Annotated in this window: 12 protein-coding genes; 8 read left to right on the forward strand and 4 right to left on the reverse strand. The window is 51.4% G+C overall.

What is annotated here, in order from left to right:
- Positions 1-810 precede the first annotated feature (810 nt).
- The 8 genes from GX839_01350 to GX839_01385 all read left to right on the forward strand — a co-directional run bounded on the left by GX839_01350 (position 811) and on the right by GX839_01385 (position 12119).
- Positions 811-1863, forward strand: a complete 1053-nt coding sequence (locus tag GX839_01350; GenBank protein ID NLB04113.1) for a BMP family ABC transporter substrate-binding protein — start codon at positions 811-813, stop codon at positions 1861-1863.
- A gap of 57 nt (positions 1864-1920) precedes the next feature.
- Complete coding sequence (locus GX839_01355) at positions 1921-3471, forward strand: ABC transporter ATP-binding protein (protein NLB04114.1); 1551 nt, start codon at positions 1921-1923, stop codon at positions 3469-3471.
- 23 nt (positions 3472-3494) lie between these two features.
- Positions 3495-4535 (forward strand): ABC transporter permease, encoded by a 1041-nt coding sequence (locus GX839_01360; protein NLB04115.1) that lies wholly within the window; start codon positions 3495-3497, stop codon positions 4533-4535.
- Between the two features lie 4 nt (positions 4536-4539).
- Positions 4540-5463: an ABC transporter permease gene (locus GX839_01365; protein ID NLB04116.1), complete on the forward strand. Its 924-nt coding sequence runs from the start codon at positions 4540-4542 to the stop codon at positions 5461-5463.
- Positions 5464-5494: 31 nt separating this feature from the next.
- Positions 5495-6847, forward strand: coding sequence for an amidohydrolase (locus tag GX839_01370; GenBank protein NLB04117.1), 1353 nt, complete (start codon positions 5495-5497; stop codon positions 6845-6847).
- 26 nt (positions 6848-6873) lie between these two features.
- Positions 6874-7842, forward strand: a complete 969-nt coding sequence (locus GX839_01375; GenBank protein ID NLB04118.1) for a hypothetical protein — start codon at positions 6874-6876, stop codon at positions 7840-7842.
- A 90-nt stretch (positions 7843-7932) separates the two neighbouring features.
- Positions 7933-10125, forward strand: a complete 2193-nt coding sequence (locus GX839_01380) for an ADP-ribosylglycohydrolase family protein (protein ID NLB04119.1) — start codon at positions 7933-7935, stop codon at positions 10123-10125.
- A 965-nt stretch (positions 10126-11090) separates the two neighbouring features.
- Positions 11091-12119, forward strand: coding sequence for a DUF2927 domain-containing protein (locus GX839_01385; protein NLB04120.1), 1029 nt, complete (start codon positions 11091-11093; stop codon positions 12117-12119).
- 605 nt (positions 12120-12724) lie between these two features.
- Here GX839_01385 and GX839_01390 read toward each other — a convergent pair.
- From GX839_01390 to GX839_01405, 4 genes are all read right to left on the reverse strand, one after another.
- Complete coding sequence (locus tag GX839_01390; protein ID NLB04121.1) at positions 12725-13495, reverse strand: ATP-binding protein; 771 nt, start codon at positions 13493-13495, stop codon at positions 12725-12727.
- A gap of 1 nt (position 13496) precedes the next feature.
- The gene (locus tag GX839_01395) at positions 13497-14957 is read right to left on the reverse strand and encodes an IS21 family transposase (protein ID NLB04122.1); all 1461 of its coding nucleotides are present in this window, start codon (positions 14955-14957) and stop codon (positions 13497-13499) included.
- A gap of 163 nt (positions 14958-15120) precedes the next feature.
- Positions 15121-15495, reverse strand: a complete 375-nt coding sequence (locus GX839_01400; protein ID NLB04123.1) for a fibronectin type III domain-containing protein — start codon at positions 15493-15495, stop codon at positions 15121-15123.
- A 47-nt stretch (positions 15496-15542) separates the two neighbouring features.
- Positions 15543-16757 carry a hypothetical protein gene (locus tag GX839_01405; GenBank protein NLB04124.1) on the reverse strand — a complete coding sequence of 405 codons (1215 nt, stop codon included), beginning with the start codon at positions 16755-16757 and terminating at the stop codon, positions 15543-15545.
- Positions 16758-17075: the final 318 nt, after the last annotated feature.

The raw sequence follows: 17075 nt of genomic DNA on the forward strand, positions 1-17075 counted from the left end.
GAACCGATCCGGGGTCCGTTTCCTCTTCCGTTTTCATGGCGGACACAAAGGTGACGATGTCACCATAGGTCTTTCGGTCCCTCAGGTTGATGGCGGCGGCGATGCCATTTTCAAATCAAACAGGCGCTTCAGATGCTCTTTCCAGGAAGTGATCCAGGTTTAAACCTGGACAAATCTTCAAAACGCTGCTGCAGGCCATTGATCCGCGCCAAAACGCACGGTACCCTCCTTGCCGTTGCGTGTGTTCTCCAGTTCAATTGCCCTATAATTTTAAGGCACAAACGACCTCTCATCTTTCGACAGCCCCTCATAATGCAACCTGGCTGGACATACTTTATTACCTCATGGGAACGGGAAACAGCCGGCATGGGAGCTCAAAGCGGCAGTGCTCAACCTACCTATTTTGTTGGTACAACCTGCAAAAATATAATCGATATATTAAACGGAAAGTTGATTATCGTAACAAAATTATGTTAGCATCTACTCGTCAAGTCAATTGCTGACGATGTTTGACGTTTCAATTGATTGATCTGGCCGTTTTGTGCCGGTTCTATATAAATACAAGGTGTTCACATCGCTTCCGTTTTGTTGTGAGTGCCGGGAAACAAGGTTCAGAACAAGGCAGTTGCGGCATGTGACTGTATTGGCACGCAATGGCGTGGCTGCACGGAGAATGGGGAAAAGGAGGGTTTGAATGTTCCTGTCTGGTTGACGGCATGCACGGATCATGACGGTAGGCAAGGCAAGAACATACGGGCCTCTTTTTTTGGCCAAAACTGACTGGCCAGAACAAATCATAAGGAGAGAATTATGAAAAAGACAACGATTGCAATTTTGGCCTTGATGCTGCTCCTGATGCTCATCGTTACAGCCTGCGCACCAAGCACACCGCCTGAAGAGGAACCTGAAAAGACTTTCACCAGTGCCATCTTAATACCCGGTACATTGGGGGACAATCCCATTTTTCAGATGATGGTGGGAGGTGCGGAGGAAGCTGCCGCAGAGGCGGGATATGACAAACCAAAGGTGGTCGAGGGCGGCGATGATTATGCGGGATACGGAAACCTGCTCCTGAGTCTGGCGGAAGCTAAATCATATGACCTTTTAATCACCTACACCGACAGCATGGTTGAAGATGTACTGAGCATCGCTGAAACTTTCCCTGAGCAGAAGATTCTGCTTCTTGATGGGGATATTCCTGCCACAGGGCAGAAAAACCCTTCCAATGTCTACTCAGCCCGTTTCAAGAACGAGGATCTCGGTTATCTGGGGGGATGTTTCGCTGCTCTTATTACCAAAAGTGACTTGCCAAATGCCAATGCGGATCTCAAAGTTGGACTGATCTTCACGGACATCTATCCCACATGGAGCAATTACACCCAGCCGGGATTTGAGAACGGCGTCAAGGCTGTTGATCCCGAGGTGGAAGTTGTCTTTTCCGTGGTGGGCAACTGGGTCGATCCCCTCAAAGGGGCTGAAGTTGCCAGGGCACAGTTCGCGCAAGGTGTGGATGTGGTCTGGTTTACGACAGGGGCATCCACCTACGGAGCTGTCGATGAAGCGAAAAGGCAGAACAAGTACGCGATATGCAGTGATAACAACGGAATCGCGGACGCGCCCGAAGTCATTCTGGGTTGTACATTGATCGAAGGCAGAGAGTCGGCAAAAGACGCTTTCATTAAAGCCTACAAAGGTGAGCTGCCCTACGGCACTGCTGATGTAATGGGAGCCAAAGAAGGTGTTGTAAGCTTCACGTTCGATGATCCAAGCTATCTGGAGAAAGTTCCGAAAGATATCAGGGACGCGATGGAAGCCATCTACAAAGATTTGGTTGACGGGAAAATTGATACGCTAGCAAAATAACGGACATTGCCATGAATGTCGCTTGGTACTCCTGTTGTCTTAAGGAGGTTTTTGGTTGTGCAAAACTTTTTGGAAATGACGGGAATCTGCAAAACCTATGAGGCCTACGGCACGCAAATCAAAGCACTGGATGATGCATCCATCAGCGTGAAAAAAGGTACTGTTCATGGGCTTTTGGGGGAAAATGGTGCGGGCAAATCCACCCTGATGAAGATCCTTGGCGGTGTCGAAAAGATGGACGCCGGTTCCGTTCAGTTCAACGGCCGGGAAGCAAGATTGAGAAGTGCTTCCCAGGCCGCCGAACTCGGTATCGGGATGGTTCACCAGCATTTCAGCCTGATTGAAGACTTTACCGTGGAGGAAAATGTTGTCCTGGGAATTGAACCAACACGTTTTCCTGGCGTCATTAGCATGAAAGAGGTGCGCGAAACTTTATCCCGGATGGCACAGGAATGTGGCTTCAAGCTGGATCTTAAGGCAAAGGTAGGCAGCCTTTCCATGGGACAGCGCCAGAAGGTGGAGATCTTGAGACTCCTTTACAGCAACTCAGAATTGTTGATTTTTGACGAGCCTACTTCGGTGCTTATCGAGCAGGAAGTTGAGAGTCTGCTGAGGACCATCGCCTTGCTTAAGGCCAAGGGGAAAACAATCATTTACATCAGCCACAAGGTGGAGGAGATCTTGAAGATAACCGACGAGGTAACTGTTTTGCGTTCAGGCAAAACAGTTGCCCGCGTCGCGACCGAAACAATCAACGCCGAAAAAATGGTACAGATGATGGTCGGTAAACACATCCCGCTTGAAGTGGAGAAAGAACAACAGGCGGCGGGAGATGTGCTGCTGGAAGTAAAAAATCTGAGCATTGATAATGGTTTGATCCAAACGGTCAAGAATGTCTCCTTTGAGCTGCGGGCCGGTGAAATTGTTGCTGTGGCAGGCATCAGCGGAAACGGTCAGCAGGAGATGATCGAAGCCATCCTGGGCTTCAGGGAGCCCGCCAGTGGCCAGATCTATATTGGAGAAGAGGAAGTGACGGGACTGACCCCGCGTCAACGCAGACAAAGGGGGGTCTGTTATATCCCCGAAGACAGGATCCAGGTCGGTTCATGTGCCACAGCCACCCTGGCTGAAAACATGATCGTGGATCGATATTTCGAGGCACCCCTGGCCAAACGGGGCTGGATCAATCTCAAAACGATGCATGCGCTGGCACGGGAACTGGTCGCCAAGTATAAGATCAAGACTGCCAACACTGACTGCATGATCGGAACCTTATCCGGCGGCAATATCCAAAGAACTATCATCGCCAGAGAATTAAGCGCGGATCCCAAGCTTCTTTTTGCATGCGAGATTACCATGGGTCTGGATGTCGAGTCGTGCCGATACGTTTACGACATGCTGCTCAACATGCGGAGAGAACAAAAAGCAGTCCTGCTCTTGTCAAGCAATATCAACGAAGTGATGAGCCTTGCTGACAGAATACTCGTCATTCATGAGGGGGAAATTGTTGCCCACTTTCCCCGAAGTGAAGACTTCAACAAGGAGGAGTTGGGTGAATACATGCTTGGGCTCAAGGTTCAGGACCGCCAGTTGAAGGAAGTAAGCTAAAAGGCGTTGAGAGGTAGTCCGTCGTGAAAAAAATCAAACAACATTTGACTCAGATTCTCGTGATCGGGTTCGGCTTGCTGATGGCCTGCATCGTGATCCTGCTCACCAGCAAGGAACCTTTTACCGCCATAAAATACTTCTTTATTGGACCCTTCAGCAGCCGTTACTTTTTGGGCAACATGATCAGCTATGCCATCCCCCTGATTATTACAGGGCTTGCCGCCTGTGTTTCTTTTTCAGCGTCGGTTTGGAATATGGGACTTGAGGGACAGATGTATTTTGGCATGTTGTGCGGTACCTACGCCGCTTTTCAGCTCCCTTCCATGCCGGCTGTCATGGCAGTTCCCTTGATTTTGGTGGTGGCTTTTGTCGCGGGAGGAAGTGTTGCGGCCCTGTCCGCCTTTTTGCAGCAAAAAATGCGGGTGGATGTCATTGTGTCCTCTTTGTTGATCTCCAATGCGGTATTTTATCTGGTCAACTTTATTCTTGAAGGGCCCTTCAATGACCCCACCTCGGGTGCGGGCATCACCTCACCCCGCTTCAACTCCAAATTCATGCTCCCCCGCATTCTGGCTCCATCGGAGCTCCATGCCGGCCTGTTTTTTGCCCTCCTTCTGGTGGCAGTCATCCACATCATGATGAAGCACAGGGTGCTGGGCTACGAAATCGGGATTACCGGAAAGAATCCTTTATTCGCGCAGTATGGAGGAATGAATGCCCCCAAGGTGGCAGCCCTGGCCATGTTACTCAGCGGCGGTTTGGCCGGACTCGCAGGAATGACTGATATCCTGGGCACCCAGGGACGCATGTTGGCCTACATGAGCGGCTTCGGCTGGGACGGAATTTCTATTGCCCTGATTGCACGCAACAATCCTGTTTTCACAGTTTTTGTGGCTTTCTTTTTTGCCTTGTTGCAAAAGGGCGCGGAAAATGCCTCTCTATTCTCAGATATTTCACCTGACATTGCCCAACTTATTCAGGCAGCCATTTTATTTCTGGTGACCGGAGAGGCACTTTTCAGTTTTTCAAAAAGACGTAAAGATTTACGAGAGGCGATGAGGTGACTTCGTGCTTTATAATCAGATCAACAGCTTTCTATTCACAATCGTCGCGACTTCCACGCCCATCTTATTGGCCTCACAGGGTGGTTTGCTAACTGGCATGAGCGGTATGTTCAATGTGGGGCTGGAAGGAATGATGCTGATGGCAGCTTTCTTTTCGGTCTTCACCTGTAACGCCACTGGCAGCCTTGTTTTGGGTTTGGGCGCGGGCGTCGGCGTTGCCATGCTGGTGGGTTTAATGATGGTCTTTATTTCGACCAAGCTCAAAGCCGACATCTTCGTCGTGGGCATCGCTACCAATTTGCTATCAACAGGGCTGACAACCTTTCTTGGAAGTTGGCTCCTGGGACTCAAAGGCACGCTGCTTTTCAAGGATGCCCCCCGGTTGGCTCTTTTGGATATTCCGCTGATCCGCGACATTCCTTTGCTGAATGGTTTTCTGAACGGCCACCACCTGATCGACTACCTTGGAATTGTACTGACCATTCTGCTCTATCTGATCGTTTTCTACACGACCTTTGGACGCCATTCGATGGCTGTCGGCATCAGCCCCTGGGTCGCGCATGCGAGGGGGATCCCGGTGGATAAGATCAGGTACTTGTCCTATCTTGGATGCGGGTTGTTTTGTGGTTTGGCCGGAGCCGCCTTGTCACTGCCCATCGGCGCTTTTATGGGTGGCCCTGTTGGAATGACTAACGGCCGGGGCTGGCTTGCCATGGCTGTCGTTGTCATTGGAAACAACAATCCGCTGAGGATACTGATGGTGGCTTGGGCCTTCGGAGCAATCTCCGCTGCAGCGGACATCATCCAGGCAACAACCCATTTCTCCCCCCGCCTGCTGATGGCCTTTCCCTTCATAGGCGCACTCTTGATCACGATGCTTTATTCCATGCGGAAGGGCAAGGGCGGTCCCGGAACAAGCGGATTGTAGGCCATCGACATCAAATGATAAGGAGTGACAGATGATCCTGGTAAAAAACGTTTCCTTTATGGTTTGCCATGACGATGAGATCAAACATGACCTGGATCTTTTAATCGAAGGGAATACTATCGCGGCGATTGGAACAGATCTTGTGCAGGATCCTGATCGCTGTCACACGGTCCTGGATGGGCGGGGGAAACTGGTCATGCCGGGATTGATCAATTCCCACACCCATTTATGGCAATCATTCCTCAAGGGGAAAAGAGATGATCTGCCATTGACTCCCTGGTGCGATGAGATCATCTTGCCTTTCCTCAAAAAGCTGACTCAGTGTGATGGGAGGAAAGGCTCGGGAGAGATCTCCTATTTGTGGTCCATGCTGGGCGCTATGGAAATGGTGCGGTCTGGAATTACCACGGTCATTGACATGGACCTCGGCTTCCAATCCCATCTGATACCCCAGGCCTGGGTTGATTTGGGAATGAGGGGTGTGATTGCCGTTGAGATGTCCGACCAGTGGGGATCTTCAGCAGAAGGAGCCTCGATTGAAGATGAGATGGAAAACGTTCTGGATCTGGTCGAGCGCTGGCACCGCCCCTGGACAGGAGATAATCTGGTCCAGGTAGCCCTGGGACCCTCTGCACCTTTTATCTGCAGTGAGACTTTGCTGGCCTGGGTGAAGCAACAGGCAGAAACTTACGGGCTGGGAATCCAAATCCATGTCTCCGAGACAAAAGGCGAAGTGGAGGAGGCTCTCGCAAGATGGGGGAAACATCCCCTTGAGTATTTGGAGACAACGGGTCTTCTCTCCTGTCCGGTTTCTGCAGTCCATTGCGTGCACCTGACTCCACAAGAAATCGAACTGGCACGCCGTTACGCCGTTGTTCCCGTCTATTGCCCAAAAAGCAATATGAAACTTGGAAGCGGAGTTGCACCGCTGAAAGAAATGCTGGACGCTGGACTGGAGATCGCGTTGGCAACTGACGGAGCGGCCTCCAATGACCTTTTGGATCCCTTTGAAGAGATGCGGGCAGGTGTCATGCTGCAAAAAGCGACGCGCGAAGACCCCGCGGCAGCCAGCGCACATCAACTGCTCCGGATGGCAACCAGCGGGGGGGCCAAAGCCTGCAGGCTGGACGCTGGCATCATTGCGCCCGGGAAACTTGCGGATCTTGTCATCTTGGATTTTGACGCGCCTCATCTGCTGAGCTTTGATTCCGACCTTGTGCCGGCTCTGGTTTATTGTGCGAAAGCCGGTGACGTCGAGTCAGTCATCATTAATGGCAAACTGGTCATGCGGGACAGAAAGTTCCTCTGCATCGATGAAGACTTGCTCTATGATGAAATTGTGGCAGCAGGTCGTTATTATGCGGACGGTCAAGTCTGGGAATGAAGTGAATCCGGCAGGAGGGTGGACGCTTGTTTGAAGAACAATTTCAAATGGACAAAAGGTGCAGGACCTTACTGGAGCGGCTGTGGAATCACAGGGAGGACTACGGCCTGAGATTTGCGACACTCGGCTCAGGCGCGCAGATCGTTGATGCAGGTGTGGAAGTCCGGGGCTCCCTTGAGGCGGGGCGGCTGATCACTGAACTCTGCCAGGGGGGGTGTTGCACCACATCGCTTGATCTGACGGACATCGGGGGTATCGTCTTGCCCCGGATCACTGTCCAATCCTTTTTCCCAACCTTTTCAGCCTATAAATTGCAGGCAGCCCGCGATGTTGACGGAAAAATGGTATCAGGCCCCATCCGTCTTTGTTTGGAAACCAGCGAGCGGGGAGAACCTAACATAATGATTGAGCCAGTCAAGGCCTGCGGCATTGCCGTCGTCCAGTCCGATGACCTTCCTTCAGAGGCATGGGTCAAGTCACTGGCAAGTCAAAGCGGTCTCCGGCCACCGGATTTGACTCTGGTGGTCGCCCCCATCCTGAGTGTGGCCGGCGCCACGCAAATCGCCGGCAGGGTCAATGAGAATGTCATTTTTTCCATGGAACAAAGCATCGGCAGCGATTCCACCAGGGTTAAACAGTTGATCGGCAGTTCACCCGTTGCCCCTCTTGGAAAAGATCCCAACGACTATAACAGACCTTTCCCCGATGATCTTCTGCATTATGCGGGCAGGGCATATCTTGTTCTGGATGCCAAGCCGGAGGAAGACGTCCAGAAACTCGCTGACGCCCTGTGTTTTCAATCCACGTCTCTTTATGGCAAGTTTTTCGGTACGGTCCTTGAGGAGGTCAATGGTGTATTCATGGATATCCCCGGGCTTCTCGACATCAACAAAATTGCTCAGGTGACCATCAATGATCTGAATACGGGCATGCTCTACCATGCGGGTCGGCAGGAATACGCCCTGTTGAATGAACTCTTGACCCGCAGGTCATAAGCTGCATTTGCTCTCAGGTCAGCCAAAGCACGGAACCTTGTCAGGGCAGGACAGGATGCATGTTATGCTCATAGTTGAATGGAGCGATCGATGGCGGTATTTCCTGATGAATACATCGAAAAGATTTACGCCGGCTGGCTGGCGAAAGTAATTGGCGTCAGGCTTGGCGCGCCCATCGAGGGCTGGACTTACGACAAAATCCGCCACACCCTGGGTCAGCCAGACGGTTACGTTGCAAACTACAGGAATTTCGCAGCGGATGATGACACGAACGGCTCGATTTTTTTCCTGAGAGCTTTGGAGGATAAGCCACCCGGTCAGCCTTTGGAACCCGCTCATGTAGCGACAGCTTTGCTGAATTATGTTCCTTATGAGCACGGATTTTTCTGGTGGGGCGGTTACGGCGTATCGACGGAACACACGGCCTACCTGAATCTGCAAAATGGAATCCCGGCACCGCGCAGCGGCAGTGCCGAACAAAATGGCCTCATGCTTGCGGAGCAGATTGGCGGGCAAATCTTTATTGATACGTGGGGGTTGGTTGCCCCCGGCAACCCTGATCTTGCCGCATGCCTGGCGGAAGCGGCAGCAAGTGTTACACATGGGCAGAATGGAGTATTTGGCGGTGTTTTCATTGCTGCCGCTATCAGCGAAGCTTTTGTCGAAAAGGATATCGGGCGCATCATCGAAAAGGGCTTGGCCTATCTGCCCGAAGATTGTGAGTATCGCCGCGTTGTGAACGCAGTCATCGATTTTCATCAAAAAGACCGTGAAAAAAACCACGACCAAGCGAGCTGGGAAAATTGTTACCACTATATTTACAAACATTTTGGCTACGACAAATATCCAGGTGCCTGCCACATCATCCCCAACGCTGCCGTGATCATTTTGTCGCTGCTGTACGGTGAAGGTGATTTTTCAAAGACAATCACCATTTGCAATCGTTGTGGCTGGGATACGGACTGTAACGCAGGCAATGTCGCGACTATCATGGGCGTCCGCAACGGACTGGATGCCATCGATTACGAGAAGTGGAGAAGGCCGGTCAATGATCTGCTTATTTGCTCGAGTGTCGTAGGATCCCTGAATATCATGGATATTCCTTATGGGGCAGCCTACATGGTCAAACTGGCCGCCGCCATGGCCGGACAAGAACTTTCGGAGCCTTGGCGAACGATTGTTTCGCAAGCTGTCAACGCTTGCCATTTCGAATTCCCCGGTTCAACTCATGCCATCAGGGCGCGCTTGGGAACATCACACGCTGACTCAACCTATTCCGGCCCCCTGTCGATTATCAATAGCACCGAAACAGCTTTTTCCGGTCAACGTTCCTTGAAAATTGCCATCCCCGCCGTCCATGACTGGGAAGAATTTTTTGTGTACAAAAAAACATACTATCTTCCTGATGATTTTGATGACAGCAGGTATGACCCCTGCTTTTCACCTCTTGTGTACTCCGGCCAAACCATCAGGGGCGCAGCGATGGCTCCCGCTTATGGTTGCGCATTGTCTGTACAGCTTTACGCCCATGACTTGATCAACAATAATATTCTTCGCTCCGAAGCCCAGACCCTGGAAGCCGGCCAATGGAAAAGATTGAGCTGGCAGCTTCCGGCAGGATGCCCAACCCTGATTGATGAAATTGGCTTTGTCTTCAATGTCAGGTACAGATCGGACCGGCCTGTCCAGGCAGTTGCCTTTATTGACGACTTATTTGCAGAAGGTTGTCCTGATTACCGCTTGGATTTCTCCGACTCCACGATAGACGTTTGGAGTCAAACTCATAGAACATTGGCACAGTTTTCAAGGCTCAAGGGAAATCACTATCTGGACAATGGCCGAATGCACCTCTCCGCAGCGGATTTTGCTGAGATTTACACTGGCAGTCACGATTGGCGCGATTATGAAGTGACTTTTGAGTTAACGCCCTTGGCAGGACCTGAAGTCAGAGTCAACTTCCGGGTGCAAGGGGCAATGCGCTGCTACGCGGTCGCCTTCTTGGAGGGAGACCGAATTTGCCTGCTCAAGAACGACAGCGGCTATTCGTCCCTGCTAAGCCGGCCTTTCGTTTGGCAACAAGATGAATCCTACACCATTACCGTCCGGGCAAAAAAAGCAGCATACACGGTGTTCGTCAATGGTGAACAGGTGTTTTCTTATGTGGACGATCACGAACCTTTCTTATATGGTGCAATCGGTTATTCGGCATTCCGGGGCAGTCGCCTGTCCAGTCATGGTTTCAGCGTCAAGCCCATCCAAGAAGCATGCAGCCCAACGCAATAATCTGCATAAACCACCCTGCCTGAACCGTCTGCAGATCATACCCGACGGAGGAGGAACACTCTGTAATACAAGCAGTATCCGGGGGCTCACATTGAACTGTTCCGAACTTGGCTGCCAACCAAAAGATCTGATCACGAAGGAAAAAGGCAGCTGGTGTGTCTGGGTGATGCAAATGTGAGGTCTTTGCTTGCCGTTACTGCCAGCGTCAGATGACCGGAAAGAGCTGGGCCATTTTGACAAGGATTTGCCGGACAGGCTGTCACACCAAGTGAACCGGCCAGATCCGGCGAAGAGAGTGCAAAATCAAATTTCCTGTTCAGTTACAAAGCGAATATCGTGGGCGGGGAGTATGATCTTTTCTCGGTGCGCCCCATCGAGAATATGAAGTGACCTCCGCGATTGCACGGTCGCGGATTTGCCCATAGTCTTGCTGAAGAACACAAAAAGCGGAGATTACCGCGCACAATGGAGAGGTTACTATGAAGCGTATTGTTTCTGTTGGTATGGATATCCATACGACCGGCATCACCCCTTGCTGCTTGCAGCCTAATCGATCCGAAAAGATGCCTTCTTCAGCTAGATGGAGGTCAAGACATCGGCAACCGAAGTTTGGCGCCACCTGAATCGAATCAAGGAACGATACAAGGAAAAACAGGAGGGGAACTGCGCTTTATTTGTGGCCATAAGGTCGGGTGCATGGGCTGTACACTCTATCATGATCTGACGCGTTTTGGCATCGACTGTGTCATATCGATCAAACGGATGAATCGAAATCAGACAAGCGTGTTGCTTGACATGGGGTTACCGCACAACAGTTATGCCTTTGATGCTTGATACCGGTGTCTTGCGCCATGGCCGCCCTGGCAGGAGGCTATATCCCGGCACCAATTGTAGTATAATTATTAAACGCAGAATGTCTTATGTGACCGGCCATCGGAAGAGCAAAAAATCTGGGAGACAGAACCATGAATCCTTCCTATTGTCCCCGTTGCGGGAATCCTATGGCTGAGGAAGAGGCCTTTTGTATCCGCTGTGGGAGCCCGAGGCAAGCTCCCGTCGAGGCCCCTTTCTACCCACCCCCCTATCAGGCCTATCCCCCCTATCCACCTCCAGTTGTGAAAAAGAAGAGCGGTCTGCCAGCCTCTGCGGTCGTCCTCATTGTGCTGGTCTCCCTGACCTTGTTGGGAGGAGCAGCCTTTGGGGTCTGGCATCTATTCCTGAAGCCGGAAAAGCCGGCCCCGGAAGGGCCTTCGGGGAGCCTTTTTGTAACTCCTTCCAGGACCCGGCCTTCTTCCCGGACAAAAGCGACGACCCAGAAGGAGTCTCAAGAATCCACAAGCCTCCCCACCAGCCCTCCTCCTTCCACGACAGAACCAACAACCGAAGCATGGCCGGGACCGGAAATGCTCGACCTATTCCTGAATATCATTCCCGATCAACACAGCGGGGGAACTTTACAGCGCTGGGAGAAACCTATCAGGATCCAGCTTGCCGGGAATGTGATCGATACAGACTACTCCTGTCTGCAGCCATTGATTGAGGATGCCAAGCTGCTGCGTCTTTTACCGCCAATCGAGCTGGTGGAAAGTGATGGCAATGTTTTCTTTTATTACATAGAAAAATCCCGATTTCCAGAAGTATTCAGTAGTTTATCTGGCGATAATCTCGAGTTCGATGCCTATTTTGGATGCTTGAATGATCCCGGGACAAAAGAGCTTACAAAGATGAGTGTCGTGATCAACTCGCAGCTGGCTATGGATTACGGTTCAGAAGAAGATAAGCTGGCAACCAGAAATGGCTATACCCGAAGCTTTTTTATGAGGAGTTTAGGAGTCTTGGGTGACAGGTCGCAGGCCTTTGACAGTGTCCTCGCGCAGGGCAACGAGCTCAAACGCCTGGGTATAACCGATATACAGTTGCTGACCCTCCTTTACGACTCACGTATCCAATCCGGGATGACGATTGAGGAGGCTGTCGGCATCTTGACAAGGTAGTTGGAAGACTGGGAAATGTTTGCTCCATTGCAGAAGTATTGTAAAAGAGAAAGCTCCAAAAAACGAGGATCCCTGCAACGGAAATTTTTGTCGATCAAGAAGCATGTTGTATTGACCGGCAGGTGATTGAATGGGACAAGGCCCTTGGCTTGCCTTTTGTTCTGTAGAGCCGATCCCATGGCTTTACGAAGAAAAATATTCATTTGGTAGAGAAAGAAGGTTCATTCCCCAGGGAGTGAAGAATCTTTCTTATGGTTTCTTCTGATGACAAAAAACCAAACCAAACCACCCGCTGTGGCAAGAACCAGTACGATCAGGGGGATCAGCCAGAGGAGGGGACTGGTCCCTTTCCCGGATGTTGCTTCGGAACCTGGCAGGCTTTCGCGGATATCAGTTTCCGTTTGGCGGGTGGTTTGAACTTGTGCTGTGGTTTCATGCGGATCGGTGGCCAAGCGGGTTTCAGGCTCAGGCTCTTCACTTTGACCGGTCGTTTGACTGTGAAAAATCAAGTCCAAGTCCCGAAATCATCACGGTTATTTGGCCAAAGTTATCACGAGGAATTCCCCACTTTTATCACCTTGAGCCAGAGGTGATGGAATCTACCTTCAAGCCATACCTACCTCCATTACTGCAGCCGTATTCTTTCGCATGAGCGCATTGGCAATACGGTAACTTGGTCCACCGCACAGGATTAGATAGCCAAAGTGGACCAGGCGGTCAATCATGGCAGCCGCCATCTGTTCATCGGTGAAGATGGTTCCCCAGGCAGAGAACTCCATGTTGGTTGTCACAATGAGGCTCTTACGTTCGTAGCAGTCCGAGATGACACGAAAGAGCAGTTGACTTCCCTGTCGGTCGACGGGCACATACCCCCACTCATCGAGGATGAGTAAATCCAGTCCCTGGATCTCTGCCATGAGCCGCTCAAGCCTCCCTGAACGATGTGCTTCACCCAAACGCAACACAAGGTCAGAAAGCGTGTAGAAGCGCACAGCATAATCCTGTTCGCAGGCCAGCATGCCGAGCGCAATGGCCAGGTGAGTCTTGCCAGTCCCGACCTGTCCGTAGAAGATGAGATTTTGTTTCTGCCGGATATAGCTGCCATCAGCCAGATCTTCAATCGTGACCCCTGTAGGAAACTGTACATTCGAAAAGTCAAAGTCTTCCAATCGTTTCCGGGAAGGGAAGTTGGCTTTGTTAAGTCTTTTGGCCCGGCGGCTTTGGTTGCGGTGTTCCACCTCAGCATGGAGTACATCATGCAGGAAGCGCTCTTGTTCCTCATTGGCCCTCTGTTCGCTCAAAGCAACCACACGCTGGGAAAGCTTGAGCTGTTTGCAATAGGCGGAAAGTCTTTGCCTCAAATCTTCCCGATCCATCCTAGGCACCTGCCTTTCTGCTTAAGAAGAACCGGTCGTAGACGCCAAGATCGATACGGGAAGAAGATTCCCTTCCTCCCTCTATCCCACTGTCCAGGATCTGGGCCGCATAAAGGGAAGCTGTGGCATAGCCGCCGTTCCCTTCGTCTAATGAGCGTAATAAGGCCTGGAGACTTATCTCCTTGCTGTAGCGCTCAGACAGTTGCAAAAGAACCCGTAGCGCCCGCTTCAATTCCACAGCGTCCAAGTCATCCAGCCGATCACGGACACTCGAAGGCATGTGCTCTCGAAGCCCACTGTTGCGCCAGGCATTGGGGGCGCGCACAAGTTGCAGTAAGGTGGTGTAATGGTCGGTCGAATCCGTTCGTTGGTTTCCAAAGCGCCGTTCATGTGAAGCCACTGACCGCCCATTAGTGTCAAACAGCTCAACCATGTGAGCGCGAATACCAACCAGGATCTCCTCTTGCCTTAACTCCGGGCAGCTGGAGTAATAGTGCTTACCGTCCAGACAGATCTTGCCGTAGTTATCCGCTTGCCGGGTCTCGTAGCGAACGACGTCAAACCGGGCGGCGGGAAGTTCACGCATGGCATCGCGATCTTCATCGAAGAGCTCCAGGACCAACTTCGACTTCTTGTAGTGGCGGTCTTGCCCCTGTGATTCACATTCGTGTAAAAGCTCCCGGTTGAAAGATACGAGATCCTCCAGCTCACGTACAGGGACAAAGAGGTTACGTCGGATATAACCGACCTTGTTTTCAACATGGCCTTTCTCATGCCCACTGTTGGGATTGCAAAAACGGATCTTGAAACCGTGATGTAATCGAAAACGACGAAAGAGGTCGGCTTCCCGCATGACATTCTCGATGCGTACTCCCACGCCAGCTGCGTTGTCAAAGACAATTACAAGAGGTATCGCCCCTATATGGTAAAAGATATCCAAAAGCCCTTGACAGGCACACTCGGCCGTCTCACCACGGAAGACCTGGACGTAGGCCTGGTTGCTGTAGGGAAATGACAGGGTAAGGTAATGGAGACGTTCCAGCTTCCCTGACACAAGAAAGTCTGCCTGCCCGAAGTCCGCTTGTGCCTGGCCTGGATACCAATGCAGTTCCAGGAAGGTCGTCCCTTCATGGTGTTTCCTGCGCCATGCTTTCACGTAGCGCTGGACGGTGGGATAGGAGCCCTGGTAGTCCGTTTCCTGCAAGAGACGGTCGTAAATCCTTTTGGCGGTATGACGTTGCTTATGCCAGCTGTTACGGTCATCAGAAAGCCACCGGTTGATGAGAGCCTTATAGGGATCCAGGATGGAGACGCGTTCCTTCTTCAAGGGCATTTTCTCGGTGAAATCCTGTGCTTCAAGGTATTTTCTGACCGTTTTCCTGTCATAGCCCAGGTCACGGGCTATCTCGCTGATGTAACTGCCATTCGCGTAGGCATTTTTGATACTATCGATTTGGGGCATGTTGAGCATTCCTTCCCAGCCTCTCTTTCTTCTTTTCTTATCCGAAAGAATAGGCATTTTGGGACAGGGGCTCAACCTGTCCCTTTTTGTTGATCTTTTTGGGGATTTCCCCATGATCTTTTTGGCCATGCCTCGTGATTTTTTTGGGTGTTTTTAGATTACGCTATACAGTTTGACGGTCTGTCGAGGCCGGAGTGGTTGATGCGGTAGTTGCCGCCTGAATGGTTTGGGCTGACAGCCGACTGCTGGAATAGGAGCTGAGTTTGTGAAACACACCTTCGTACATGTACAAAATATCGTTGGCGACCTGAACGGAATACTTGTAGCCGGTGCCGGGTGAAAGTGCTGAGTGGGTGAAGGAGGGAGAGCCCTTGTCGACCTTGCCCAGGGATGTCCACTTGCCTCCCTGGTCGAGGAAAACCTCGTAATGCGCGACCGTTATTGTATCTTGTTGGTAGGTAAAATCAGGACAGGCTTTCCAGGAAAGCTTGATCCAGTCTTCACCGGCCTCCGCTTTCAGGCCTTTCACCGGTGTCAATTGGGGTTCAAAATATATATTCACGTCCTTGAGGCTTTGCAGCAGTTTCAGGGTGCTGCTGCCGGATGAGATATCCAGGTAGTTGTAGCAGATATCAAAGTATCCCCAGGACTTTTCCGTGATACTGGGAGGCAGGCTGCATAGCCGGTTGAATTCCGCGTAAAAGCGGGTCGATGCTTGGCTTTAAAGAGGGCCTCAGACAATGAAGTCAGCTGATTGTACGAGACATCCAGTTCGATCAGCCCGCTGGTTCCGATGACCCCATCCAAGCCTTGCGGAAGGCTGGTCAGCCTGTTGTAAGATACATCCAATTCCTTCAGATTGGAGGAAGCAAAAAGTGAAAGAGGCAACGAGGTCAGATTGTTCCCCCGAACATGCAATTGCTCCAGCTTGCTCTTGCCGATGGAGTCGGGCAGGCCTGTAAGTTCATTTCCAAATGCATCTAACTTGATCAGATTCCCCATTTTGTCCGGCAGGCGCTTGACTTTGTTTCCATCAATATGGAGGCCCTCCAGCTTGGGGTAAACCCCCAGGTCGGCCGGCAGTTCGGAGATCTGATTGTCAGCGACATCGATACACTCCAAGGTCTTGTGACCCTTAAGGAACGGGAAACTGGTGAGCTGATTATTAGACAGGCCCAGGTAACCCAGCTTGGGCAGGTCCAGGTCGGCAGGAAAACTGCTGATCCCGCATCCTCTAAGATAGAGCCGCTCAAGATTTTTGCAGCCATCCAGCCCTTGCAGCGTATTGCCGATGGGATTTTCGGATAGAATGAGTTCTCGAAGGTTGGGGAGTTTTGAGACAATCGGAGGAACCTGGGTCAGTTGACATTGTTGCAAGTCGAGATCTTCCAGTTTCTTCATGGACTGTATGTCAGGCAGATGGTTGACGGGATTACCCGACGCGTCAAGCCTGGTCACATTGACGCAGTGCTGGATCCCTTCCAGGTCCTTGATATTTCTTCTGTCGACACCCAGCCTGCCGGTCAGCCCCCAAAGGTCGTTATCGGTCAGCTTGTAGCCGGGAGACTTCCCGCAGGCTTCAAGCAGGGCCTTCTCCAGGCTGGGGTCAGGGATGTCAACCTCTTGGGGAAGGAATGCTGAAGGAATAATCAACGGTACAGAGGGAAGGGAGAACGAATGGATTTCCCGAGCCCTGCCATTGGCTAAAAGCGACAGGCCGATGCTTATGAAGACGGCAGCCAGTATCATGCCCGGCATGACTTGACGGTTCTTTTTGTTCCTGGAATGCTTGGTTTTCATGGTCACTTCATCCCTTCTTTGGAGATGCGGAATGCTTGCCCTGGTCAGGCAGGCGGCGAATCTTCATGGGTATCTCTGAAAGGGAGGCCGCATAATGCGGCAGGTACAGGTTCCCGGCAAGCGGGCCGGGTCCGGCGGAAAACCTGGATCGGATTCCAATCAAGGCTTCAGTATCTGCTTGCTGCCTGATCAGGCAAAAGCAAAGGCCGCTGTCCCAAGTATTTTAATTATAGCAGACACTTCTTGACGTCATCTTGCCCATGTCCGACTCAGACAGCAGAGGATGCTCCGTCTAACAGGCAAAAGACCTTATATCGC

It is taken from the genome of Fastidiosipila sp. (genome assembly GCA_012511175.1).
Lineage (GTDB): Bacteria > Bacillota > Clostridia > Saccharofermentanales > DTU023 > UBA4923.